Origin of the sequence: Salinihabitans flavidus, from assembly GCF_900110425.1 — a bacterium.
GTDB classification, from domain to species: domain Bacteria; phylum Pseudomonadota; class Alphaproteobacteria; order Rhodobacterales; family Rhodobacteraceae; genus Salinihabitans; species Salinihabitans flavidus.
Window position 1 is genome coordinate 89,117 of sequence record NZ_FODS01000011.1, and the last position, 23,852, is coordinate 112,968.

At 63.0% G+C, this 23,852-nt stretch carries 26 protein-coding genes; 15 read left to right on the top strand and 11 right to left on the bottom strand.

The window, feature by feature from the left end:
* Nucleotides 1-4: 4 nt before the first annotated feature.
* Both dgcA and dgcN read right to left on the bottom strand, forming a co-directional pair.
* A complete protein-coding gene (gene dgcA, locus BMW66_RS10605) occupies nt 5-970 on the bottom strand; it encodes an N-acetyl-D-Glu racemase DgcA (protein WP_093118263.1) in 966 nt (321 codons plus the stop codon).
* A 79-nt stretch (nt 971-1,049) separates the two neighbouring features.
* On the bottom strand, nt 1,050-2,051 hold the full coding sequence (gene dgcN / locus BMW66_RS10610) for an N-acetyltransferase DgcN (RefSeq protein ID WP_093118265.1): 1,002 nt from the start codon (nt 2,049-2,051) through the stop codon (nt 1,050-1,052).
* Between the two features lie 322 nt (nt 2,052-2,373).
* Between dgcN and BMW66_RS10615 the strand changes: the two genes are divergently transcribed.
* Nucleotides 2,374-3,336, top strand: coding sequence for an L-malyl-CoA/beta-methylmalyl-CoA lyase (locus BMW66_RS10615; RefSeq protein WP_093118268.1), 963 nt, complete (start codon nt 2,374-2,376; stop codon nt 3,334-3,336).
* A gap of 181 nt (nt 3,337-3,517) precedes the next feature.
* Here the strand turns inward: BMW66_RS10615 and BMW66_RS10620 are convergent, their stop codons facing one another.
* Nucleotides 3,518-4,000 carry a lytic transglycosylase domain-containing protein gene (locus BMW66_RS10620; protein ID WP_093118270.1) on the bottom strand — a complete coding sequence of 161 codons (483 nt, stop codon included), beginning with the start codon at nt 3,998-4,000 and terminating at the stop codon, nt 3,518-3,520.
* 92 nt (nt 4,001-4,092) lie between these two features.
* Nucleotides 4,093-4,545, bottom strand: a complete 453-nt coding sequence (locus tag BMW66_RS10625; RefSeq protein ID WP_093118272.1) for an Lrp/AsnC family transcriptional regulator — start codon at nt 4,543-4,545, stop codon at nt 4,093-4,095.
* A 74-nt stretch (nt 4,546-4,619) separates the two neighbouring features.
* Between BMW66_RS10625 and BMW66_RS10630 the strand changes: the two genes are divergently transcribed.
* The 3 genes from BMW66_RS10630 to BMW66_RS10640 all read left to right on the top strand — a co-directional run bounded on the left by BMW66_RS10630 (nt 4,620) and on the right by BMW66_RS10640 (nt 7,299).
* The gene (locus BMW66_RS10630) at nt 4,620-5,216 is read left to right on the top strand and encodes a LysE family translocator (RefSeq protein ID WP_093118274.1); all 597 of its coding nucleotides are present in this window, start codon (nt 4,620-4,622) and stop codon (nt 5,214-5,216) included.
* Between the two features lie 76 nt (nt 5,217-5,292).
* Nucleotides 5,293-6,270 carry an alpha/beta fold hydrolase gene (locus BMW66_RS10635; RefSeq protein ID WP_093118276.1) on the top strand — a complete coding sequence of 326 codons (978 nt, stop codon included), beginning with the start codon at nt 5,293-5,295 and terminating at the stop codon, nt 6,268-6,270.
* Between the two features lie 66 nt (nt 6,271-6,336).
* Nucleotides 6,337-7,299 carry an acetyl-CoA carboxylase carboxyltransferase subunit alpha gene (locus BMW66_RS10640; protein WP_093118278.1) on the top strand — a complete coding sequence of 321 codons (963 nt, stop codon included), beginning with the start codon at nt 6,337-6,339 and terminating at the stop codon, nt 7,297-7,299.
* A gap of 315 nt (nt 7,300-7,614) precedes the next feature.
* Here the strand turns inward: BMW66_RS10640 and BMW66_RS10645 are convergent, their stop codons facing one another.
* The 3 genes from BMW66_RS10645 to BMW66_RS10655 are packed head-to-tail and all read right to left on the bottom strand — an operon-like array spanning nt 7,615 to nt 11,092.
* Nucleotides 7,615-7,935 (bottom strand): hypothetical protein, encoded by a 321-nt coding sequence (locus BMW66_RS10645; protein WP_093118280.1) that lies wholly within the window; start codon nt 7,933-7,935, stop codon nt 7,615-7,617.
* On the bottom strand, nt 7,932-10,415 hold the full coding sequence (gene ctaD / locus BMW66_RS10650) for a cytochrome c oxidase subunit I (protein ID WP_093118282.1): 2,484 nt from the start codon (nt 10,413-10,415) through the stop codon (nt 7,932-7,934). Before ctaD ends, BMW66_RS10645 begins: the two co-directional genes overlap by 4 nt.
* The gene (locus BMW66_RS10655) at nt 10,412-11,092 is read right to left on the bottom strand and encodes a cytochrome c oxidase subunit II (RefSeq protein ID WP_093118284.1); all 681 of its coding nucleotides are present in this window, start codon (nt 11,090-11,092) and stop codon (nt 10,412-10,414) included. The genes ctaD and BMW66_RS10655 overlap by 4 nt, the downstream gene beginning before the upstream one ends.
* Nucleotides 11,093-11,098: 6 nt before the next feature.
* On the opposite strand from BMW66_RS10655, the gene BMW66_RS10660 reads away from it, so the two are divergent.
* Nucleotides 11,099-11,614 carry a DUF2231 domain-containing protein gene (locus BMW66_RS10660; RefSeq protein WP_425441321.1) on the top strand — a complete coding sequence of 172 codons (516 nt, stop codon included), beginning with the start codon at nt 11,099-11,101 and terminating at the stop codon, nt 11,612-11,614.
* Here BMW66_RS10660 and BMW66_RS10665 read toward each other — a convergent pair.
* Both BMW66_RS10665 and BMW66_RS10670 read right to left on the bottom strand, forming a co-directional pair.
* Nucleotides 11,584-12,096, bottom strand: coding sequence for a CopD family protein (locus BMW66_RS10665; RefSeq protein WP_093118287.1), 513 nt, complete (start codon nt 12,094-12,096; stop codon nt 11,584-11,586). The two genes, BMW66_RS10660 and BMW66_RS10665, sit on opposite strands and share 31 nt — an antisense overlap.
* A complete protein-coding gene (locus tag BMW66_RS10670) occupies nt 12,090-12,791 on the bottom strand; it encodes a cytochrome c oxidase assembly protein (RefSeq protein ID WP_093118289.1) in 702 nt (233 codons plus the stop codon). The genes BMW66_RS10665 and BMW66_RS10670 overlap by 7 nt, the downstream gene beginning before the upstream one ends.
* Nucleotides 12,792-13,229: 438 nt before the next feature.
* Between BMW66_RS10670 and BMW66_RS10675 the strand changes: the two genes are divergently transcribed.
* From BMW66_RS10675 to BMW66_RS10690, 4 genes are all read left to right on the top strand, one after another.
* Entirely contained in the window at nt 13,230-14,078 is an 849-nt protein-coding gene (locus tag BMW66_RS10675) for a TIGR02587 family membrane protein (RefSeq protein WP_093118315.1), read from the top strand.
* Nucleotides 14,079-14,087: 9 nt separating this feature from the next.
* On the top strand, nt 14,088-14,504 hold the full coding sequence (locus BMW66_RS10680) for a TIGR02588 family protein (protein WP_093118291.1): 417 nt from the start codon (nt 14,088-14,090) through the stop codon (nt 14,502-14,504).
* A 148-nt stretch (nt 14,505-14,652) separates the two neighbouring features.
* Nucleotides 14,653-15,201, top strand: coding sequence for a DUF421 domain-containing protein (locus BMW66_RS10685; RefSeq protein WP_093118293.1), 549 nt, complete (start codon nt 14,653-14,655; stop codon nt 15,199-15,201).
* A 27-nt stretch (nt 15,202-15,228) separates the two neighbouring features.
* Entirely contained in the window at nt 15,229-16,659 is a 1,431-nt protein-coding gene (locus BMW66_RS10690; RefSeq protein WP_093118317.1) for a dihydrolipoyl dehydrogenase, read from the top strand.
* Nucleotides 16,660-16,705: 46 nt separating this feature from the next.
* Here BMW66_RS10690 and BMW66_RS10695 read toward each other — a convergent pair whose 3' ends face one another.
* Nucleotides 16,706-17,035: a hypothetical protein gene (locus BMW66_RS10695; protein ID WP_093118295.1), complete on the bottom strand. Its 330-nt coding sequence runs from the start codon at nt 17,033-17,035 to the stop codon at nt 16,706-16,708.
* Nucleotides 17,036-17,289: 254 nt separating this feature from the next.
* Between BMW66_RS10695 and BMW66_RS10700 the strand changes: the two genes are divergently transcribed.
* The 6 genes from BMW66_RS10700 to BMW66_RS10720 all read left to right on the top strand — a co-directional run bounded on the left by BMW66_RS10700 (nt 17,290) and on the right by BMW66_RS10720 (nt 23,608).
* Nucleotides 17,290-17,586 (top strand): PRC-barrel domain-containing protein, encoded by a 297-nt coding sequence (locus BMW66_RS10700; RefSeq protein WP_093118297.1) that lies wholly within the window; start codon nt 17,290-17,292, stop codon nt 17,584-17,586.
* 145 nt (nt 17,587-17,731) lie between these two features.
* Nucleotides 17,732-17,872, top strand: coding sequence for a hypothetical protein (locus BMW66_RS20320; RefSeq protein WP_175483213.1), 141 nt, complete (start codon nt 17,732-17,734; stop codon nt 17,870-17,872).
* Nucleotides 17,873-17,941: 69 nt separating this feature from the next.
* On the top strand, nt 17,942-18,772 hold the full coding sequence (ku, locus tag BMW66_RS10705) for a non-homologous end joining protein Ku (RefSeq protein WP_093118299.1): 831 nt from the start codon (nt 17,942-17,944) through the stop codon (nt 18,770-18,772).
* Nucleotides 18,769-21,213 carry a DNA ligase D gene (gene ligD / locus BMW66_RS10710; protein WP_093118301.1) on the top strand — a complete coding sequence of 815 codons (2,445 nt, stop codon included), beginning with the start codon at nt 18,769-18,771 and terminating at the stop codon, nt 21,211-21,213. The genes ku and ligD overlap by 4 nt, the downstream gene beginning before the upstream one ends.
* A gap of 620 nt (nt 21,214-21,833) precedes the next feature.
* Nucleotides 21,834-23,144 carry a tyrosine-type recombinase/integrase gene (locus BMW66_RS10715; RefSeq protein ID WP_245729448.1) on the top strand — a complete coding sequence of 437 codons (1,311 nt, stop codon included), beginning with the start codon at nt 21,834-21,836 and terminating at the stop codon, nt 23,142-23,144.
* Nucleotides 23,145-23,221: 77 nt separating this feature from the next.
* A complete protein-coding gene (locus BMW66_RS10720; protein WP_093118303.1) occupies nt 23,222-23,608 on the top strand; it encodes a hypothetical protein in 387 nt (128 codons plus the stop codon).
* Nucleotides 23,609-23,612: 4 nt separating this feature from the next.
* On the opposite strand, the gene BMW66_RS10725 is transcribed toward BMW66_RS10720, so the two are convergent.
* Nucleotides 23,613-23,852 (bottom strand): integrase core domain-containing protein (locus BMW66_RS10725; RefSeq protein WP_139196151.1); only part of this gene is annotated, 240 nt, incomplete at its 5' end.

The following is a 23,852-nucleotide window of genomic DNA, read 5'->3' on the forward strand; positions in this document are numbered from 1 at the left end:
CGTATCATCCCCAAAGGGCGGCCTCGGGCGGGTGCACCCCGTCCTCGTCGAAATGCAGCGGCGTCGCGCGGTCCTGCGCCAGAAGCAGCGGCCCGTCAAGATCGGTCACCATCGCCCCCTGCGCCACCAGCGTCGCCGGCGCCATGGCGAGCGACGAGCCCACCATGCAGCCCACCATCACCTCATACCCCTCGGCGCGCGCCGCATCGCGCAGCGCCAGCGCCTCGGTCAGCCCCCCGGTCTTGTCGAGCTTGATGTTGACCACGTCATACTTGCCCTTGAGCGCAGGAAGCGACGCCCGGTCATGGCAGCTTTCGTCGGCGCAGACCGGCACGGGACGCGCCATCCCGATCAGCGCGTCATCCTCACCGGCGGGCAGCGGCTGCTCGACCAGGTCCACCCCAAGCCGCACCAGATGCGGCGCCAGATCGGCATAGACCTGCGTAGTCCAGCCCTCGTTGGCGTCCACGATAATCCGCGATTTGGGCGCCCCCTCGCGCACCGCTTCCAGCCGGGCCATGTCGTCGGGCGTGCCCAGCTTGATCTTCAGAAGCGGACGATGCGCATTGGCCGCCGCCTGCGACCGCATCGCCTGCGGCGTATCGAGCGAAAGCGTATAGGCGGTGATCTCCGGCCCCGGCGTCGGTAGCCCGGCCAGTTCCCAGACCCGTTTGCCCGCCTGCTTGGCCTCCAGATCCCAAAGCGCGCAGTCCACCGCGTTGCGCGCCGCGCCAGCAGGCAGAAGCCCCTGCAATCCGGCGCGGGTGAACCGCTTCGGCAGCCCTGCGATCTCGGCGGCCACGCTGTCCAGCGTCTCGTCATAGCGAGCATAGGGCACGCATTCCCCGCGCCCGGTCGCGCCGCCGTCCTCGATCGCCACGGTCAGCACCTGAGCCTCACTCCGCGAGCCGCGAGAGATGGTGAACACCTGCGCCAGCCGGAAGGTATCGCGTGTCACGGTGATCCGCATGAAAACCCCGCCCTTTCTCTGTTCCAAAATACTCCCGCCGGAGGCACCGGGCAGGCGCCACCGACGGACAGGCAGAGCCTCACAGCGCCGCCAGCGCGTCCACCAGACCCCCGGCGCCGAAACGGTAGGGGTCCGTTGCCGGAAGGCCCATGCGCTTTTCCACCTCGGCAAGATAGCTGCGTGCCTCATCCTCGCCAAGATGCTGGGTGTTCACCGACACGCCCGCCACCTGACAGGCCGGGTTGGCCACCCGTGCCAGCGGCAGCGCCGTATCGCGCAGCTGCTCCAGCGACGGCAGGCCGTAATCGGGCAGGCCGCGCATGTGCGTGCGCGTCGGTTCATGCGCGAGGATCAGCGCATCGGGCTGCCCCCCGTGGATCAACGCCATCGTCACCCCGGAATAAGAGACATGAAAGAGGCTCCCCTGCCCCTCGATATGATCCCAGTGATCGTCGTCATTGTCCGGCGTGAGGTATTCCACCGATCCGGCCATGAAATCCGCGATCACCGCATCGAGCGGCACACCGCTTCCGGTGATCAGGATGCCGGTCTGCCCGGTGGCGCGGAACGACGATTTCATGCCGCGCTCGCGCATCTCCGCATCCATCGACAGCGCAGTATACATCTTGCCCACCGAACAATCCGTGCCCACGGCCAGACAGCGCTTGCCGCTGCGTTTCTTGCCGTTGGCGATGGGATACCAGACCGTCGGCACCCGCACATCGTGAAGCGTTGCGCCATGGGTCTGCGCGGCGGCGACAAGATCGCCCTCGTCGCGCAGCAGGTTGTGCAATCCCGAGGCCAGATCGAACCCCATGCTCAGCGCCTCGATCAGCACTTCTTTCCATGCGGCAGAGATCACCCCCCCCCGGTTGGCGACGCCGATCACAACGGTCTTGGCCCCCGCCGCTTTGGCCTCGGCCAGCGTCATGTCGGTCAGGCCGAGATCCGCGCCGCACCCCGGAAGGCGGATCTGGCCGACGGCGTTGTCAGGGCGCCAGTCGCGGATCCCGATCGCCACCTTGGCGGCAAGCATGTCCGGTGCATCGCCCAGAAACAGAAGATAAGGGGTCTCGATCATCACGCGTCTCCCATGAGTCAGTTTGGCCGGAGTATGCCGAAACACACCCGCAATTATATCCCCTATCTGCGCAGATGACGCAGAATCACAGCGGCTTCTTCGACAATCTGCCCGTATTTCTGAAGAATCTTCCGTCTCATGTCGATATGCCTGCCGATCGTCGAACCGCCATGCCCCTCGATCCGGCCTCCTCAAGAGACCCGATCACGCCGCGATGCAGCGCACGCCATGCCGCAGCCGCACAATACCCTTGCGGCGCGAGGCGTAATTTCTTAACCCTGCGAGGAATGAAAACGTAATTTCCTTACCAAGAGGTCGCATCATGAGCTTCCGCATCCAGCCCCAACCCCCTGCCCGCCCCAACCGCTGCCAGCTCTTCGGACCCGGCTCACGCCCCGCGATCTTCGAAAAGATGGCGTCAAGCGCGGCGGATGTGATCAACCTCGACCTCGAGGATTCGGTTTCTCCCGGCGACAAGGACAGCGCCCGCGCCAATATCATTCAGGCCATTGGCGACATCGATTGGGGCCGCAAGACGCTCTCCGTGCGAATCAACGGGCTCGACACGCCCTACTGGTATCGCGACGTTGTGGACTTGCTGGAGCAGGCCGGCGACCAGCTCGACCAGATCATGATCCCCAAGGTGGGTTGCGCCGCCGACATCTACGCCGTCGATGCCCTCGTCACCGCCGTGGAGGCGGCGAAGGGGCGCGGGCGGAAAATCGCCTTCGAGGTGATCATCGAATCCGCCGCCGGCATCGCCCATGTCGAAGAGATCGCCGCCGCCTCCCCCCGGCTCGAGGCCATGAGCCTCGGCGCCGCCGATTTCGCCGCCTCCATGGGCATGGCCACGACCGGCATCGGCGGCACGCAGGAGAATTACTACATGCTGCACGAGGGGCAAAAGCACTGGTCCGATCCGTGGCACTGGGCGCAGGCCGCCATCGTCGCCGCCTGCCGCACTCACGGCGTGCTGCCCGTCGATGGCCCGTTCGGCGATTTCTCTGATGACGAGGGCTTTCGCGCGCAGGCGCTGCGCTCGGCCACGCTGGGCATGGTCGGCAAATGGGCGATCCATCCCAAGCAGGTGACTCTCGCCAACGAGGTCTTCACCCCCTCCGAAGCCGCCGTCGCCGAGGCGCGCGAGATCCTCGCCGCGATGGAGGAGGCGAAGGCCAAGGGCGAAGGCGCCACCGTCTACAAGGGCCGGCTGGTCGATATTGCCTCGATCAAACAGGCCGAGGTGATCGTGCGTCAGTCCGAGATGATCGCCGGCGGAACCTGACACCGACGCAATACCGACGTTTTACCGACGTTTCACAGACAGCCGGTTTTGCCGCTTTCCAAGACCCGCCCTGGGGGCGTCACTTTTCGTCGCACGGCTTTGCCCGGCCCCCGGGGGCGGGGCAAAGCGCACACCGCGTGCGCGCGCCCCGTGCGCACTCCTTTTATAAAACCCTATGGAATCAGGCTCTTAACCCCGTCTCCTGCAACATCCCGCGCCGTTTGGCCTCATAGTAATACCCGCGCGCATACCACTGCACCGCCCGGTCATGGCTGCCATCGGCCAGAAGCCACGCCCCGCGCAGGTATTTCACGGCGTATTTCAGGTTCGTCTCCGCATCCAGCAACCCCGAAGCCGGCCCGCGATACCCCATCGTCCGCGCCGTCTGTGGCAGGATCTGCATCAACCCATAGTAGGGTCCGTTCCGCGCCTCAGGCCGGTGGGTCGACTCCCGCACGACAACCCGTTGCACAAGATCAACCGGCACCTCGTAGCGCGCCGCGTATTTCTCGATCAATTGGCGCAGTTGCGGGGTCTCGTTGGGATAAAGCTGCCTGTCATCGCGATAGGACGCGCGCCCCCGGCTTGATGCCCGATCGCGCCCGCACCCTGCGAGCGCCAGAACCGCACCGGCCAGAAACACACGCCTGGAAAACTGGGGCATCCGGGATCTCCTGCTTTTTCATCTGTGCTGTCATACCTCACGGCATCCCGTCAGGCAAAGCCCCACACTCCACCTGTGGCGGGAAAGCGCCGTCAGGCCCGCTCGTCCTTGGGCGAGCCCATAACCACATAGGAGGTTATCGAATGCACCTGCGGCAAAGTGCCGAGCACATCGGTATGAAACGCCTTGTAGGCCTGAAGATCCGTCGCCTCCACCCGCAACATGTATTCCACCGCGCCGGTGATATTGTGACATTCCCGCACTTCGGGGGACTGCGCCATTGCCGCCTCGAACGCCTCTTGCGCCGGTTTGGTATGCTGGTTGAGCCCGACCGTTACATAGGCCACGAACCCGGTGCCGAGCGCCCCGCGATCCAGCACCGCACGATAGCCGGTGATCACGCCGCGCCGCTCCAACGCCGAGACCCGCCGAAGGCAGGCCGAGGGCGACAGCCCCACCCGCGCAGCCAGATCGAGATTGCTGATACGCCCATCCCGTGTCAGCTCTTGCAATATTTTCTCGTCAATGCGGTCAAAGTTCGCCATTAGTTGCGTATTTCGCCACAAGTTTTCGCAATACGCAATTCCACACCACGGTTTTACGGGCATAAATTGCAGCCATGACACAGGATATTCTCACTGCGCTGGCCGCCTTCGCGCTCGTCTCGTCGATTACGCCAGGACCGAACAACCTGATGCTGATGGCCTCGGGGGCGAATTTTGGATTCGCTCGCACGATTCCGCACATGCTGGGAATCGGCATCGGATTCACGGTGATGATCGTTCTGGTCGGAACCGGGCTCATGCGCGTCTTCGACGCCTTTCCCCTCACCTACAACATACTCAGGGTAGTCAGTGTCGTCTACCTGCTCTGGCTGGCGTGGAAGATCGCCAACGCCAGCGCGCCCGACGGAACCGCCCGCACGGGACGCCCCATGACCTTCGTTCAGGCCGCGCTCTTTCAGTGGGTGAACCCCAAGGCGTGGACGATGGCGCTCACGGCAATCACACTCTACGCGCCTGAGCGCAGCCTTGCCGCCGTGGTGCTCGTGGCCGCGGTCTTCGGCGCGATCAACCTGCCCTCGGTCAGCGTCTGGACGGTGATGGGCCAACAGATGCGCCGCCTTCTGCATAGCCCGGCGCGACTCACCGTGTTCAACTGGCTGATGGCGCTGCTGTTGCTTGGCTCGCTCTACCCTGTGCTCTTTCCCGGCTGAGCCGCAAAGCCTCCTGACAGAGTGTTCCGGCGCTGCTAGCGTGGCGGCAAAGGCAATCGTTTGCAGAAAGAGCTCCATGTCCGGCTTCATCCTCACCCTTCTGGCCATCGCCCTCGGTCTGGCGCTCACCGTGGCGGCCTATCTGGGGCACGCGGCATGGCGCACTCGCAAGCTCGCCGCGCAGGCCGTCCGCGACGTGCCGATGGCAGGGGAGCTTCAGCCCGTGCCCGGCGGCATGATCCATTTCGTCGACTCCGGCCCGAGGGACGCCCCGCCCATCGTGCTCATTCACGGGCTGTCGGGACAATTGCAGCATTTTACCTATGGCATAGCCCCACGCCTGTCAGACGTCTTTCGGGTGATCGCCATCGACCGCCCCGGCAGCGGTTATTCCGACCGGCGCGGCGCAGCGGATGCCACGCTGGAAACGCAGGCGCGCATGATCGCGGAGTTCCTGAGCGCGCGCGGGATCGAAAAGCCCCTGATCGTGGGCCATTCACTTGGCGGGGCCGTGGCGCTGGCGCTCGCCCTGCAGCGACCCGATGACATATCGGGGCTGGCGCTTCTCTGCCCGCTCACCCATCCGACGCCAGAGCCCCCCGCCATTTTTCGTGCCTTGATGATCAAGACCCCCGCGCTGCGCCGACTGCTGGGGCATACGATCGCCGTGCCGATGGCGCTCAGAACCGCGAAAGAGGTGCTCGACGCGGTATTCGCGCCGGAGGACTGGCCTCAGGATTTTCTGGAACGCGGCGGTGGGGCCCTGGGGTTGCGCCCGCGCGGGTTCATCGCCGCGTCCGAGGATATGGTGGCATCACAAACGGAAATCGCGGATCAGGCCGCGCGCTATGCAGGGGAACTGAAACTGCCCGGCGCGGTTCTGTTCGGCGCCGAAGATCAGCTTCTTGATCCCGAAGCCCAGGGCAAGGCGATGACCGACTATGGCTGGAGCTTCGAAACTCTGCCCGGACGCGGCCACATGATACCGATCACCGCGCCCGAGGACTGTGCCGCTTTCATCGCCCGCGCCGCACGCAGCATGCGCGGCGAGTGACGCCGCCCCCGTTGCAATTGTCGCCGGTGGCGGTCATATAGCGGGACGCAGACGGCAGAGGGCACCATGACCAACTATCTCGACTTCGAGAAACCGCTCGCAGAGATCGAAGGCAAGGCCGAGGAGCTGCGCGCCCTCGCTCGCCAGAACGAGGAAATGGACATCGACGACGAGGTGTCGGCACTTGACCGCAAGGCCGCTAACCTGCTTTCCGATCTCTACAAGTCCTTGACTCCATGGCGTAAATGCCAAGTGGCCCGCCACCCAGACCGGCCGCATTGCAAGGATTATATCGAAGCGCTCTTTACCGAGTTCACCCCGCTGGCCGGGGACCGCAACTTTGCCGACGATCACGCGGTGATGGGCGGATTGGCGCGGTTCAATGACCGCCCGGTGATGGTGATCGGGCAGGAAAAGGGCCACGACACCAAAAGCCGGATCGAACGCAATTTCGGCATGGCCCGGCCCGAGGGCTATCGCAAGGCGATCCGCCTGATGGAGATGGCCGACAAGTTCAACCTGCCGGTCATCACCCTTGTGGACACGCCCGGCGCCTATCCCGGCAAGGGCGCGGAAGAGCGGGGGCAGTCGGAGGCGATTGCCCGCTCGACCGAGAAATGCCTGCAAATCGGTGTGCCGCTGGTCTCCGTCATCATTGGCGAGGGCGGATCGGGTGGGGCGGTGGCCTTTGCCTCGGCCAACAAGGTGGCGATGCTGGAACATTCGGTCTATTCGGTGATCACACCCGAGGGCTGCGCCTCGATCCTGTGGAAGGATCCTGAGAAAATGCGCGAAGCGGCGGAGGCTATGCGTCTGACAGCGCAAGATCTTTTCAAGCTGGGCGTGATCGACCGCATCGTCGGAGAGCCGCTTGGCGGGGCGCATCGCGGCCGCGACACGAGCGTGGCCGCCGTGGGCGATGCCATTGCCGAAATGCTGTCGGAAATGGACGACATGGACCGAGGCACGGTGGTTCAGGCGCGGCGCAAGAAGTTCATGGAGATCGGCGCCAAGGGACTGTCCACCTGAACGCGGCGCACGCTGCCACCCCGCCCCCGCACCGCGACTCAGCGCAAACCCCTGTTAACGCACGAAAACCCGGGTCTGTAAAACGTCGGTATTTTGTCGGTATCGCGTCGGTCTCGTTTTCCAGAATCGCACCGTTAACAGGGCGTTCGCTAGGGACGCGTTTACGATTGTGAAGATCGCGTTAAAAGCGGGGCGGTCACGCGTGGGCCGCCTCCTTGTCCGATAGATGCACCTTCGTGGGTGCCATCCGCTACTGCATAACCCCGAGATCGAAGTCGAGACGCCGCGATATTGTCTCGATCCGCCTCAGCGATCCTAGAGGCAAACGGACGACACGGTGGCCGGAAATAGGGCATATCCGGTGGCAACAAGGCCGACCCAGCCCGTGATGCGGCTGACGAAACGCACAAAACCGGACCGCGAGGCCAGACGCGGATGATAAAGCACCGCCAGCAGCGCGACTTGCAGCAGAATGGCGAGCGCATAGGCCGTAATCAGAAGCACACGGGGCAGGGATAGGCCCAGTACTGTCCCGCCAATCCCATGTCCGCAGATCAGCCCCAGCAGCCCGTAGATTGCGCTGAATGTCGCGAGCCACACCAACGGGGCAATCAGGATGCGCAGCAGATCCTTCATGACAGGAGACCGGGTAGATGTCCGGCCAGCAGAATGAGCAGGCTGACAATCGAAAGGTAGTCGATCCAGAGGCACACGATGGGGAACTCGGCCCACCGCGCGGGCGAGGTGAAGCCGGACAGTACGCGCGCGGTTAGAAAAACCGCCATCAGCACGCCCAGAACGGCGTGGAAAAGCCCATAGCCGCCCAGCACAAGCAGCGTCGCGCCATAGGCGTGCCCCATCGGAGCGGGGGTCTGAAGCATCATCGCCGTGCAGGCGATCGCCACGCCCAAAGCACCGATGAGCACCAACACGATGCCGGGCAGCGGGGTGTCGCCACGCCGGTTGGCACGGATCGCCTGCCGCATCGCGACGGGGCCAAGCAACGCCCCAAGGCAACCGACGCCGGCCGTGACCATCGAGCCAGCGAACCAGGCCGGCGGCGGCCAGCCCGGCGCGACGGTCCAGAGGAAGGCGAAGCCGAACAGCAGCGAGCCGAAGAAGGTGGCATTGGCGGTCAGCAGGAACAGCGTTCCCCACCATCCCGGCGACCGCTCCGCGGTGGCGGCGTTCGGCAGCGTGACCCCCTCGCGCACCCGCAGCGCGCCGAGATCCTCCTTGCAGCCAAGCCCCCAGACCCATTTCCATGCAAGAATGACGACCCCGGCCAGCGCCAGCGGCACGGTCCAGTAGAATTTCACCAGCAGCGACAGAAAGAAAAGGCCGGTGACCGCCGACATGGTGACCGGCAGGCGGGTATTGGCCGGATAGATGACATGCATTTCGGGTCGTCCGGTGGCGATGTCCACGCTCAGCGTTTCGCGCCAGCCCTTGCGGGGCGTGGCCAGATAGCCCTCTCCGCGCGCCAACCGGACCGCCAAATTCGGATCAGCGGCGAGAGGCGCGCGGCTGTCCACATGCGGGAGGCTGGCAAAGTTGTAGGCCGGGGGCGGGGTCATCATCGCCCATTCCGACGTGCCCGCGCCCCACGGGTTGCGCTTGCCGCGCGCGGCGATCAGCGCATGCAGGACGACGTCGATCACGATCATGGCGAGGCCGATCGCCAGAACGAAACTGCCGATCGAGGAGATCAGGTTGATCGCGGTCCAGCCATCCTCGGGCGCATATGTGGGAATGCGCCGCCGCTGGCCCATCAGACCCACCCAGTGCATCGCAAGAAACGTGACGTGAAAGCCCAGAAAGACAAGCGCGAAGGCAAGTTCGCCAAGGCGAAAGAACCGCCGTTGTCCGGTGACATGGGGCAACCAATAGTAGACCCCCGCAAGAATCGGAAAGACGAAACCGCCAAACAGCACATAATGCAGATGCGCGGTGATGAAGGCGGTGTCATGCGCCTGCCAGTCGAACGGCACCACCGCGACCATGACCCCGGTCAGACCGCCGATGACGAAGGTGCAGAAAAACCCGAGGATGTGCAGCATCGGCAGATGCAACTCCGGGCGGCCTTTCCACATCGTCCCGATCCAGGCGAAGATCTGCACGCCGGTCGGCACCGCCACAAGCGTCGAGGCCGCCGAAAAGAAGGCCAGCCCCATATGAGGGATGCCCGTGGTGAACATGTGATGAACCCAGAGCCCGAAGGACAAGAAGGCAAGCGCCACCGCCGCCGCGACAATCCACCCATAGCCCAGAAGCGTGGTTCGGCACATCACCGGCAGCACGGTCGAGATGACGCCCGCCGCGGGCAGGAAGATGATATAGACCTCGGGATGGCCGAACAGCCAGAACAGGTGCTGCCAAAGCAGGCTGTCGCCCCCCAGTTCGGCCTGAAAGAACGGCAGCCCGAAGGCGCGCTCGAGTTCGAGCAGAACGGACTCCAGGATCAGTGGCGGAAAGCCCGTCAGGATCATCAGCGCGGTGATCAGGGCATACCAGGCGAAGATCGGCATCTTCTCAAGCGACATGCCGGGCGCCCGATACTTGAGGATCGACACGGTGATTTCGACCGCGGCGGCGATGGCCGAAATCTCGACGAAGGTGATGCCGATCAGCCAGAAATCGATATTGATACCGGGCGAATGGATCGCCCCGGACAGGGGCGGATAGATGAACCAACCGCCATCGGGCGCGATCCCCAGCAGCATTGACACCAGCAGCATCGCCCCGCCAAAGACATAGCACCAATACCCATAGGCAGTCAGGCGCGGGAAGGCGAGATCGCGGGTGCCCAGGATCTTGGGCAGCAGATAGATCGCCAGCCCCTCGAAACTGGGGATGGCAAATAGAAACATCATGATCGTGCCGTGCATCGTGAAGATCTGGTTATAGATCTCCGGTCCCGCGAAGGCCGAATGCGGCGTCGCAAGCTGCGCGCGGATCAGCATCGCCAGCAGGCCGCCGATGACAAAGAAGACGAACGCGGTGAACAGGAACATCCGGCCCAGATCGGTATGGTTCACGGTCGAGACCCAACCCCGCATCCCCGGCTCGGAGGCCCAGATCGTGGTCAGCCTGCGGTGACGTTCAAGCGCATTCATCGGCGGGCATCCTCCAGAAACGCGTCCCACCCGGCGGCATCATGGGCGGTGACCTGGAAGGTGAAGCCCCCATACCCGGCGCCACTGAACTCGGCGCTGAGACCCCGATAGGTGCCGGGCAGGTCGGCCTCGATCCTCAGCACGTTGACGCGCCCCGGTATCGCGTCGAGCTTGCCCGCAAGGCGCGGCACCCAGAAACTGTGGATCACGTCGGCGGTGGTGATCGCCACATCCACAGGCCGCCCGGCGGGAATATGAAGCACGCCTTCGGTTCTCTGGCCGGGGGCGTCCTCATAGGCGAAACTCCAGGCCCAGCTCCGCGCCTCGGCACTGACGCGGGTGACCTCCGGATCCGCGCGCGCCAGCAACCGCTCGCCAATGACAAGGCCACAGGCAAAGAGGGCGCCCAGAACCGCCAGCGGAAAGACAAGCCCGAGTCCGATGACCCAGATCCTCAGCTGGCGCGCCTCGCCGCCCGCACCCTTGCGGCGGGTGAATGACAGCAACAGCAGGATCATCACCAATCCGAAGATGAACGTCGCGCCGCCCAGCATCACCCACCAGAGCGTCGCGATGTTTCGCGCCGCCGGTCCGGCGGGATCGAGTGTCGAATACATTCCTTCGCAACCAGAAAGCGCGCCAAGCGTTATACCCGCGATGGGAAGACGAAGGAGCATGCCGGCATGATGACGCAAAAGACAGACGACGAAACCGAAGAATTGATCGACCCGATCGCGGAACTGCCGGGGTTCAACGAGACGGAATCGCGGATCGCCGTGCTCGGCCATCCCATCCACGCCATGAGCGTCGCCTTTCCGGTGGCCCTCACCTTCTGCGTTCTGGGCGCCGATGCGTTTTACTGGTGGACCGGGGAGACCTTCTGGGCGCGGGCCGCCCTCTGGGCCGCCGGCACTGGATTTCTGTTCGGCATGCTTGCCGGGGTTGCCGGGACGGCAGAGCTTCTGCTTGTCTCCGGCATTCGCGCGCGCGCGCCCGCCTGGACCCATTTCATCATCGCGGTGACGCTTCTTGCGCTTCTCGGCGCGAACTGGGGCTATCGGCTTTATGGATACGAACAGGCGGTGTTGCCCTATGGCATCCTGCTGTCGGGCCTTTGCGTTCTGGTGGTGGGTTTCACGGGTTGGCATGGCGGCAAGCTCGTTTTCGATTATCGGCTCGGGACCTCGAAGGGCATCTGACCGCCTCTCGGCTCAAGCAGCCAGTCGGGAAAGACGATCCAGTCCAGTGCCGGCTTGGCAAGCACGAGGGTCAGGATCGCGATCATGGCCAACAGCCCGGCCGTGACCGGAAACGCCGGGTGCGGCGGTCGGTGATTTGCGGGATCCTCGGCGACCTTCACCACATTGTCGCCTATCCAGGCGTGGACCACGACAAGCAGCGCGACGAAAACGAGCTTGGCAAAAAACCACGGCACGAAGGCTTCGCGCAGAAAGATCAGCCAGGTTCCGGTGATCACCGCGATGACCGCCGCTGGCGTGACGCAGAGTGTATAGGTGATGTGCGTCGCACGGCGAATGAGACGGTATTCCATGGCGATGACGGCCGGATCATGACGTGCCAGCATCAAGGGCAGCACAAGAAGACCGCCGCACCAGATCACCAGCGCGGCGATGTGAACGATCTTGAAGATCGGAATTGTCCCGAGAAGCCAGTCTAGCACACCGCGCCATCCCTGAGTTGAGCCCAGTTTCGCCGCGCCAGAAACCCCGCGATCACGCCAAAAGGAAGGCCCGCGGGCACCCACATGATCAGCCCGCCAAGCTGCTGATCCTGTAGCGGCGTCAGCCCCCAATCGAACGGCGCCAGCGCATGGGTCGCATACAGCGCCGATGGCGCAAAGGTCAGAAGCGCGCCCAGCATCCCCATTTGCGCAAAACCGGCAACGATGAAGAGAATCCGGTCCACCGGGGTCCTGCCGGCGGTGAAAATGGCCGCCCAGAACCAGATCGCGCTACCCAGCAGGGTGATCTGCATCAACCAGTAGACGGCGATATTAACGAGGGCCAGATCATAGACCGCCGGGTGGTGCCACGCCCAGAGGAACAAGGTCGACACCGCAAAAGGCAGGGCGATTGCGCCGCGGATCGCGGGGCGCAGCGCAAGTGCCAGCAAAGGCGCCGCCACGGCGACAAGCAGCACATGATGAACGACCCGCGCCGAAAACAGCGCCGAGGACAGCGCGCACAGCGGCGAGACAAAGGCCAGGATCAGGATCGCCACGGCCCATATCCCGGCCGGTTCGCGCCGCAACATGAAACCCAGCGCAACCAGCGCGGCCAGCAGCGCCGGATCGAAGTTCCAGCTTGTCCAGATTGCGTCCGGTGGGGGTGGCGGTCCGCAGTAGATCCCTTCCATCTCGACCTGCTCCTGTCATCCGTAGAAAGCTGTTGCTCTGGTATGAACGTCTTCATCGGGTTTCGGTTCGGGTACGACTCGGAAAATAACACACGCCTTTGCTGTCTCTAAGCTGCGGGTCCTCGTGAGGCATTTCACGTTTGGTTGGCTCGCGCTTGTCTCGGCCTGAGCTTCGTTCCCTGGCGTGATTTTTCATTCACAGCGCCTGTCGCGCAACGCGGAACAAACCAGCCGGGCGCCCATTGCAAAACTGTATCACGTCGATTTGGTCTGACAATGCCGCAGGTCCCCCTCGCGCGATCCGCTTGCGTAGGAACCTCACGGCGAGATGCGAGTTTGTCATTTGGGCTGGAAGGAGGCGTCGACGGAACACCATGACCCGCCGCGAATCCTGCGCCAGCGTGAGTGACGGCAAAGCGGGGATTCACGGGAATGGACATGGACCCGGGGAAGGCGGAGCGAACAGAACCAGGCGACAAGCGCATCCCCGACGTTTTGAGGGGTCTGGGCCGTGGATTTGGCGGGGCGTTGCTTTTTGCTTTGCCGCTGTTCATGACGATGGAGATGTGGTGGCTGGGATTCTACATTGAGCGAAGCCGCTTGGTTCTGCTTTTGCTTTTGAACCTCCCGCTGCTGGCCCTGCTATCCCATCATGCCGGTTTCGAAAGAACCAAATGCTGGCAGGACGATGTTCGAGATGGCGTGATCGCCTTTGGTATCGGGTTGATCACGTGTGGTGCGATCCTGTCCGTTCTGGGTCTGCTTGGCGCAAACATGACGGCGGACGAGATCGTCGGCAAGATCGCCGTACAGACCGTGCCCGCGAGCATCGGCGCCTTGCTGGGATCGTCGCAGCTTGGCGCTGATTCCGCCCAAGTCGAGGAGCATACCGAAACGCGGACCTATCTCAGCCAGCTATTCCTGATGTTTATCGGCGCGCTGTTTCTGGAGCTGAACGTCGCCCCGACAGAAGAGATGGTGCTTATCTCATACAAGATGACCGAATGGCATGCCGTGGCGCTGATCGTGCTTTCGATCATTGTCATGCACGGTTTTACCTATGCGCTCGAGTTCACCGGCACGGCGCCGATGCCGGATACCGGCAGTCGGGGGGCATTCTTCTTCTTTACCGTTGTGGGCTACGCCATTGCGATAGGCGGCAGTCTCTACGTGCTTTGGACTTTCGGGCGCACGCAGGACGTATCCTGGACGCAGATTGCGATCGCGGCCTCGGTTCTGGGATTTCCGGCTTCTGTCGGTGCGGCGGCGGCAAGATTGATTCTTTGAGGTGGATTCATGGGACAGGCTGAACATTCACGGGACCGGACGCAGAGCACGCTGAAAGGGGCCACGCTTGAATGGGTGGTCGCGTCGGTCGCTGGCGTGATCGTCGCGGCGATGCTCGGTTTCCTGCTTTTTCAGGCCTTCACCAAGGCCGACGCCGATCCCGATCCACTGGCGGTGGTGAAAAGCGTCACCCCCGTGTCCAACGGTTACAGGATGGAGATCAGCGCGCGGAACAAGGGCGGTGGCACGGCAGCGAACATCAAGTTCCGCGCTGAATTGCGAAGCGAGGGACGCAGCGTCGAATCGGCCGATGTGACCTTCAGCTACCTGCCTTCGCATTCGAAACGCCAAGGCGCGTTCATTTTCGAGAATGACCCGCGCGGGTACAACGTGGTGCTTCAGGCTGAATCCTACACCGCTCCCTGAAGAGCCGCACCTGCACCCTGAAGACAAGAAGGAGACGACCTGCCATGGCGCTGCTGCTGCGGATCGAACACCATTGCGCGCTGATCGGTTTGCGCCAGATCGGCACGCGGGCCGGGGCCCGCCCCTCGCAAGAGGCAGGGAGGCAAGCGTGAACTGGACCGAGATGTTCTTTCAAAGCTGGAGCGGAATCGCGCGCACGATCATCGTTGGAACGCTTGCCTACCTGTTCCTCGTCGTGTCGCTGAGGGTGTCGGGCAAGCGCACGCTGGCCAAGCTCAACGCCTTTGATCTGGTCATCACGGTTGCATTCGGCTCGACGCTGGCCTCCATTCTTCTGGGTGAAGATGTCGCCTTGACCGAAGGGATGACGGCGCTCGTCTTGCTGATCGCCCTGCAATATGCGGTCACGGCCCTGTCGGTGCGCTCAAAAGGGTTCGCGCGGGCGGTGCGCTCGGAGCCTACGCTTCTGCTGCGGGACGGCGAGCCGCTGCCCGAGGCGATGCGCAAGGCCCGTGTCACACGGGCGGAACTGGAAACGGTGGTGCGCACCGAGGGCCAGCGAGGGACAAAAGAGATCGCGGCGGTGATACTTGAATCCGACGGCTCGTTCTCGGTCATCCGTGCGACCGAGGGAGAGCGGCGCGCCCAGGGTGAACCTGCCGGGCCGACGGAACCAGCGACGCCCCTCGATGGTTGATCCCCTTTGCACCTGTTGGAGGCGTCGATGAACACCGATACCCACCGCGCCGACGTTGCGGTCATCGGGGCCGGAACTGCCGGTCTGGCTGCGGAACGCCATGCCCGCCGGGAAGGTGCGCGCACGTTACTGATCGACCCGGACTTCGCAGGCACGACCTGTGCGACCGTGGGCTGCATGCCCTCGAAGCTGTTGATCGCCGCCGCCGAGGCGGCAGATGGCGCAAGGCGCGCGGTCGAATTCGGGGTTCACGCCGCGCCTCATGTCAACGGGCGCGACGTCATGCAGCGGGTGCGCCGACTGCGCGATGATTTCGTCCGGGGAGTCCTCGAGGACATCACCGCGCTTCCCGAAGGCACCTGCATCAGGGCCAGCGCCCGTTTCGAGGCCCCGGGGGTTCTGGCGCTTGACAATGGCGAGCGGGTCGAGGCCCGCAGCGTGGTCATCGCCACCGGCGCCAGCCCGGCCCTGCCCGCGCCATATGAGGCGGTCGCGCAGAATGTCCTGACCAACGCCACGGTATTCGGGCTGGACGTCCTGCCCGAAACGCTGGGCGTGATCGGGGCCGGGCCGTTGGGTCTTGAAATGGCGCAGGCAATGCATCGGCTCGGAGTCCGAGTCGAACTGTTCGATGCCGGTGATCGGCTTGCCGGCCTTCCCGCTGAATCCAGTGCGGCGCTTTTCGACATCCTGACGCAGAGCTTTTCCATCCACCTGAATTGCAAACCCGACCCCGCGCCGCATCCTGAAGGGGTCGCCTTGCGCTGGAGGGACGGCGAGGCGCGGTTCGACAGGATCCTGATGGGCGCGGGGCGGCCACCAAACCTGAAATCACTGGCGCTTGAGAACGCCGGGCTGGACCTTGACGATCACGGAACTCCGCATTTCGATCCGACGACGATGCAATGCGGCGATGCGCCGGTGTTCATCGCGGGCGATGCCAATCATCACAGGCCATTGTTGCACGAAGCATCCCAGGAAGGCACGATCGCGGGGCGCAATGCCGCTGCCTTTCCCGACCTGCGCAGCACCGCGCGCAAGGTTCCGCTCAGCATCGCCTTTACACAGCCCGCCGCGGCGGTGATCGGCACGATCCCCGAAGAGGATGACAGCGGCCATGTCACCGGCGTGGTGGACTTCGCGGATCAGGGGCGCGCGGTGGTGATGGGACAAGCGCATGGCGTTGCCCGGCTTCATGCCCGCGCCAGTGACGGCAAGCTGATCGGCGCGTCGCTTTGTGCGCCGGGGGGCGAGCATCTGGCGCATCTGCTGGCATGGCTGATCCAAGGCGAGGCCACAGCAAGCGAGGCGCTGGAACTGCCCTTTTATCACCCGACGCTTGAGGAAGGCCTGAAGACCGCCCTGCGCGAGGTTTGCGCGCAATGTGGACTGGAGAGACCCTGGCAACGCGATGATGACCCGCGACCGGGCTCAGGGCGCGGTCGCCCGGACAAATGACCCCAGCCACTGGGGCAGCCGTGCCAAGCCGGTCGCGTCTGTAAAGTCAGTAATTGGCCGGTGGATCGCTCGCCGGAAAGGACTCGTCGTTTTCCTCGTCGACCTCGTCCCATCTTTTCGGCGGGTTCTCCATCTCTTCGGTCCCAGCGTCGCGAACCGACTTGCGGTCCTGTTGCGGGTCGGGCCCTTGGGCGGGCAGGTCCTCGGGCAGATGACCGGGTTGCTTGGTGTTGAGACCGCCTTCTGTATTGGCGTTCACGTCAACGCGGTGCCGCCCCGCGGGGTCGATCTGCTGAGCGGTCTGGTTGATGACATTGCCCCGCTTGCGCTGAACCTCGGTGGGGATGATCCTGGTGGTCTTTTTCGCGTCCGACATGGCGTTTCCTTTCATCGTTCGCGCCCTTGCACGGGGACGCGGACAGTTGGGGAACAACGCGTGATGCCTAAGAGTTCCCCGACCGGCGGAAGAGACGCGAAATGCAGCTCATGCAAGCGCCACAATCAACCCACCGATCCTGTCGCGATGCCACTGGGCGGGCTTTCGCCAATACTATGGCGCGGGAGGGAACATAGGTGGGAATGAGCTGTTTCACCTCCGCTCGAAACACAAGCATCAAGGGAGATTCACTCATGGATCATTCTGCACATACGCCGCTTCGCCCCGAAGAGTTGAACGCGTCGAATCTGGAAGGCACGAATGTCTACGGACCCGATGACCACGACATCGGCCGCGTTTCGCATTTCCACGGCTCCGGCGCGACGGCCAAGGTGGTTGTGGATGTGGGTGGATTTCTGGGCCTCGGTGCCAAGCCCGTTTCACTTAATGTTTCCGCGCTGAATTTCATGCGCGATGAGAACGGCAAGGTTCATGCGACCACGCTGCTGACCAAGGATGAATTGAAGAGCTTGCCCGAACACCGGCATTGACGGATGCTTGAAATCCATGCCCGGCACGCGATAGCGTGCCGGGTTCAGAACCCGAGCGCCAAGTGCGGGCCAAGAACGACAAGCGCGGCGAACCACCACCGCCCGCCGCTGGAACATTTCCGGTCCGCTGCCGTTGATTTCCAAAGTGGAAAGGTGCCGCGCCATTGGTCCGCCCGACACGAACCCGCAAGTGGCGGAGGCCGAGCGTCCCAAAGGGGATGTGGAGGCGACCGAAGACGCACCGACCGAAGCGATCGAACCACGCGACGGCGAAATCGAGCGATAGTAGCCGCTTGTGCGACGCCCCGCATGGAACTGGCTGCGTCGTGCGACGCGTAACTCAAGGGGTCACGGCATGGCATCAAGAGCAATCTGGAAAGGGCAGTTGCGGCTTTCGCTGGTGTCCATCCCAGTGGAAATCCATTCGGCCCGCAACTCCGGCTCGCGGGTGTCATTTCGCCAGATCCACAAGCCGACCGGAAAGCCCGTGCGCTACCAGAAAACGGTGCAAGGCGTCGGCCCTGTCGATAGCGACGACATCATGAAGGGCTACGAGACGGAAGATGGCGAATATATCCTGATGGAGCCCGACGAGATCGATGCGATCAAGCTTGAGACAAAAAGGACGCTGGAACTGGTTCAGTTCGTCGAGACCACGGAGATCGCCCCGATCTGGTTTGATCGACCCTATTACGTTGTTCCGTCGGACGAACTGGCCGAGGATGCCTACCGTGTCGTCCGCGATGCGTTGCGGCAGACGAAAAAGGCCGGACTGGGCCAGTTGACGATGCGCGGCAAGGAATATCTCTGTGCCGTGCGACCCTGCGGCGACGGGCTGCTGATGGAGACCCTGCACTACGAAAAGGAAATCCGCGACGCCGATCCGCTGTTCTCGGGGATCGCGGACGATGCCGCCGACGAAGAGCTTCTGGAGGTCGCCACGCAGTTGATCGACAGGAAAACCGCGCCATTTGATCCGTCGGCCTTCGAGGATCACTATGCGGCGGCTCTGAAGGATCTGATCGACCGCAAAATGCGCTCTAAGAAGACGCCGCGCGCCAAGGCCGAGGGGGACGATGATCGACCCGAGGGCGAGAACGTCGTCGACCTGATGGACGCGCTGAAGAAAAGCCTCAAGGAAAGCAAGGGCGGCAAGTCCGGTGGGAGGCGCAAGAAGGCGTCATGAGATCGCTTGAGGAGTATGAGAAGAAGCGTGATTTTGATGCCACGCCAGAACCGAGAGCAGAGCTGGTCGAGGCAGGCGGAGATCGCCTGTCCTTTGTGGTGCAGAAACACGATGCCAGTCGTCTGCACTACGATTTCCGGCTGGAATGGGGCGGCGTGCTCCTGTCTTGGGCGGTGACCAAGGGACCATCGACCGATCCTTCGCAAAAGCGACTTGCGGTCCGGACCGAAGATCATCCCGTGGCATATGGGGCATTCGAGGGCACGATCCCGGAGGATGAATACGGCGGCGGCACTGTGATGCTGTGGGATACCGGCTGGTGGGAGCCCCTGCATGACCCCGAAGAGGGGTTGAAGGAAGGCAAGCTGCATCTTCGCCTGCACGGCGCGCGCATGAAGGGCGGTTGGGCGTTGGTGCGGATGCGCGCCAAGGCGGGCGAGAAGCGTGAGAACTGGCTGCTGATCAAGGAGCGCGATGAATTCGCGGATTCGGGCGCAGATGCGCTGACCCGGAAGCACAGGACAAGCGTGACAACGGGGCGGGCGATGCGTGAGATCGCAAAGGGAAAGGCCCCGGCCCCTACCCGCCACGGCAAGGCGCGGCCACGATTTCGCAAGGTGCAGCTCGCGACGCTGAAGGATGCGCCGCCCGAGGGCGAGAACTGGCAGCACGAAGCCAAGTTCGATGGCTATCGCTGCGTGATCGCCTTGGGCAAGGGGGGCGTGCGGCTCTATTCGCGCAGTGGCAAGGACTGGTCGGACAGGTTCGGCGCGCTTTGCGAACCGGCGGCGGGTATTGCCTGCGACTCCGCGTTGATCGACGGCGAAGTGATTGCCGGGGACGGTGGCGGCGATTTCTCGACGCTGCAGACGGCGTTGAAATCGGGCGATGCGCTGACCTGCTATGCCTTCGACTGTATGGCGCTGGATGGCGAGGACCTGACCGGGAAGCCCCTTTCGGAGCGACGCAAGGCGCTGGAGAAACTGTTCAGGGGCCTGCCGCCGCGCGGCCCGATCCGGCTTTGCCCCATCATAGAGGGCGAGGGTGCCGCGACGCTGGCGGCGATGTGTGACGCGGGCGGCGAGGGGATCATCTCGAAGCGACTCGATGCGCCCTATCGCGGTGGGCGCAGCAAAAGCTGGATCAAGTCCAAATGCGTCCGCCGGGCCGAGTTCGTAATCGCTGGCTGGTCGCCCTCGACAAAGCGGGGGCGGCCCTTCGCCTCGTTGATCCTTGGCAGCTACGAGCGCGGCGAACTGGTCTATCGTGGCCGCATCGGCACGGGCTTTGACGCAGAGGATTTCGACACATTGCAATCAGCGCTTGCCCCGCTTGCCCGCAAATCACCGCCTTTCGGCAGCGATTTGCCATCCGAAGCAGACGGCGCCAACTGGGTCACGCCGAAACTGGTTGTCGAAGCCGAATATACCGAATTCACCAGCGAAGGCCGGATACGTCACGGCGTTTTCAAGGGCCTGCGCGAGGACAAGGAGGCCAAGGACGTGAGTGCCAAAGCGGAAGCCGAGACCGACAGCGAAAGCGATGAAGAACTGGAGGTCGGCGGCGTCCGTATCTCGAGCGCGGGGCGCGTCGTCTATCCCGAGGCCGGTTTGACCAAGGGCGGGGTGGCCGAGCATTACGCAAGGGTGGGCGAGCGGATGCTGACCCATGCCGCCAACCGCCCGCTGTCGCTGTTGCGCTGCCCGGACGGGATTTCGGGCGACTGCTTTTTTCAGAAACATGCGGGCAAGGGATTTCCCGATGCAGTGAAAACCATGCCGATCGAGGAAAAGGACGGCGAGGTGCAGGACTACATGCATGTCTCCACGCGCGAAGGGTTGATCGGCGCGGCACAGATGGGAACGATCGAGTTCCATATCTGGGGCGCGGTGCGCGACCGGATCGAACGGCCCGACCGCATGGTGTTCGATCTTGATCCCGACGAAGGATTGGATTTCAGGCAAGTCAAGGCGGCGGCGCAGCAGGTCCGTGAGGGGCTGACAGCTTGCGGCCTTCAGTCCGTGCCGATGGTGACCGGGGGCAAGGGGGTGCATGTCATCGTGCCCCTGCGCCGGATTTCGGACTGGAACACGGTAAAGTATTTTGCCCGCACCTTCGCGCAGATCCTGGCGGATCGCGATCCCGACGCCTTTACCGCGACCATGTCCAAGTCAAAACGCAAGGGGCGGGTGTTCATCGATTGGCTGCGCAACGAACGCGGTGCCACTGCCATTGCGCCCTACTCGCTTCGAGCCCGCCCCGGTGCGGCGGTCGCGGTTCCGGTCTCGTGGGAGGAGCTGGACGATCTGGCGCGGCCGGACGGGTTTCATCCGGAGGACATGAACGCGCGGCTGTCTCTTCCCTGTCCGCTTCTGACGCCCGAAGCGCGGGGCATCGGTAAAAGCGTTGTCGAGGGACTTGAGGACTGGTCAAAGGGCTGAGGCGGGAAACCAGGCTTTGCCGGGAAAGTGCGCCGCGGCGACCGACGGGGAGGGTTCGTTTCCGCCGCGGCGCAAGGGCTGGCATAGGGCGCCGCCCACGGGGGACACGAAACGCGACCAGAGCCATGCCCCAGCGGAGGGATTGCATCGGGGCAGTCCAAGCCGGACTTCATCGGTTTATCGCGACGGTGGGATGCCGCCAGTGTCACCCATCACTACAACAGATGCGGTGACGGTTTGTTCCCGATACCTACTTCGACAAGCTGCAAACGTACGTGAAGCTGATCCGGAGGTGCTGTCAGATGGACGGGCGACCTCGCGGCTTTAGGAAAGGTGTTGGGGGCGAGGGGCAAACGGGGAACAGTGTGTCACCCGCGATTCCGGATGCAAAATCGGCACAAAATGAATGATTTCAGCGCTTTTTGGCAAGGTGGTAGCCCGTAGGGCTATCTGCTACCGAATTTATCCTTGGGCATTCTTAGGCAATCATCGGCCTCAGAATACTGAAGTTTAATAATAATATGGAAAAACCGTAGGCAACGGCTTGCCTGCCTCGGTAATAAATGGCAATTCTTATGGCAAATAGGAAAGGCCATAGGATTAAGCATATGCCAAAGCGAGTGAAGGAGTTGAGCGCGCTTGAAGTGAAGCGCTTGGAGTATCCGCACGAGGAGATGAAGGCGAAGGGCAACAAGCCCCTGCCGGTATTCAAAGCTGTCGGTGGTGTAGCAGGGTTGCACCTGCAACTGACGCCGGGCGAGGGCAAGAGCTGGACGTATCGCTACTCGGTGCGGGTGCCGGGCACGGACAAGTACAAGCGCCGGTCGCTTGGTCTGGGCAGCTATCCCGAGGTCGGCGTTGGCGAGGCCCGCGACCGGGCGCGCGAGGCCAAGGACAAGATCCGGCAAGGCATTGACCCAATAAAAGAACGTAAAGCGGCGCGCGTCGCGTTGGCCGCCGAGGTAGCCAAGTTGACGTTCGCGCAGGCAATTGATGGCTGGGACCGAGAGCATCTGCACAAGTTCAGCAGTGAAAAGCACCGACTGATCTGGCTCAGCTCCGTGCGCGCTGTTGAGGGCCTGCAAGACATGCAGGTCGATCAGGTCGAACAGGAAGACGTTTGGCGCTGCCTTGAGCCGATTGCGAAACGAACGCCCGATACCGCGCGAAGGGTACGAGGCCGCATTGCGGCAGTTCTGGATTGGGCAGAGGATGAGAAGCAACGGTCAGGCCCGAATCCAGCATCCACAGGATGGATAAAGCGCAAGCTGTCGGCAAAGACCGCCGGGGCGAAGGTGACGCACCAGCCCGCCCTACAGGTCGAAGACGCGGCTCGCTGGATGGCCGATCTACGCCAGCGGGAGGGGTTGGGCAGCCGCGCGTTGGAATTCCTTGCCCTGACAGCGGTGCGCTCGGGCGAAGTTCGCGGGGCAACTTGGGATGAGATCGATCTGGACAAAGGCGTATGGACCATCCCGGCAGAGCGAATGAAAATGAAGCGCGATCACACCGTGCCCCTTCCTGTGGATGCCATGGCTCTGCTGAAAGCGTTGCCGCGCATGGAAAGTCTAGTGTTCCCGGCAGCGCGCGGTGGCCAGATGTCGGATATGACGCTCAGCGCCACCATGAAGCGGATGCACGAGTCTGACTTGAAGGCGGGCGGGCTGGGGTTCCTCGATAAGGACAGCGAACGCCCGGCAGTGCCGCATGGGCTGCGTTCATGCTTCCGAGTCTGGGCCGGGCAGCAAGGATTCAGCCGCGAACACGCAGAGCTTGCTTTGGCTCACCAGTTCGGAGACAGCGTGGAACAGGCGTATCAGCGCGATATCTATACCGAACAGCGCCGCCCGATGATGGAGGCATGGGCCGCCCTTCTGGGCGACAAAGGTACCGGAGAAAACGTTGTCCCGATGCAGAAGGCTGGGGCATAGAATGGCGGATAGCCCGAGCATCCACAGGGCAGGGACCTTGCTAACAATGCCTTCGTGGCAGCCGGGGGAGCTATCGCATGACTAGGAAACCTTGGTGGGTCTATGATCCAAAAACGAAACAGATCGATTGGACTTGCGGCATCAAAGACCCAATCGAGTGTGCTCACTACCTGTGGGAGCATTACGATCCTGGCACGCCGGTCGATTTGAAATACGCAATCGAGTACGTCCGAGCGACTGGCGACCGCAAGCTCTTTGACGCAGTGGAGGGCTGGGTGAAAGGCGACGGTCGTCCGATCGACGTATTGACTGGCCAGCCAGTGGGAACGCCCGAAAGCGTGAAAGCCCCTCTCTACGATCTGCTTCATGAGCAAAAGAAGCCTGGTGACAAGAACTGTCCGTCGTCATATAAAATGGGACATCAGAGTGGCTTGAACATTGGAGGCTCTGGTTCGGTTGTGTGATTGATTATGCTGCTTGTTTTTGATGTTGCAAGCGGCGCTGTCGGATCGTCAGGTTCTTGATCTTCTCCCTTTCTCTCAGAATGGCCTTGTCCCGGCCAAAGTAGACGTCAGCGGGTGTGACGTTTTTCAGGCTCTCGTGGTAGCGCTGGTTATTGTAGTAGTCGACGAAGTCCCCGATCTGTCGCTCGAGATGACCGGGCAGGTAGTAATTCTCCAGCAGAACACGATTCTTCATGGTCTGATG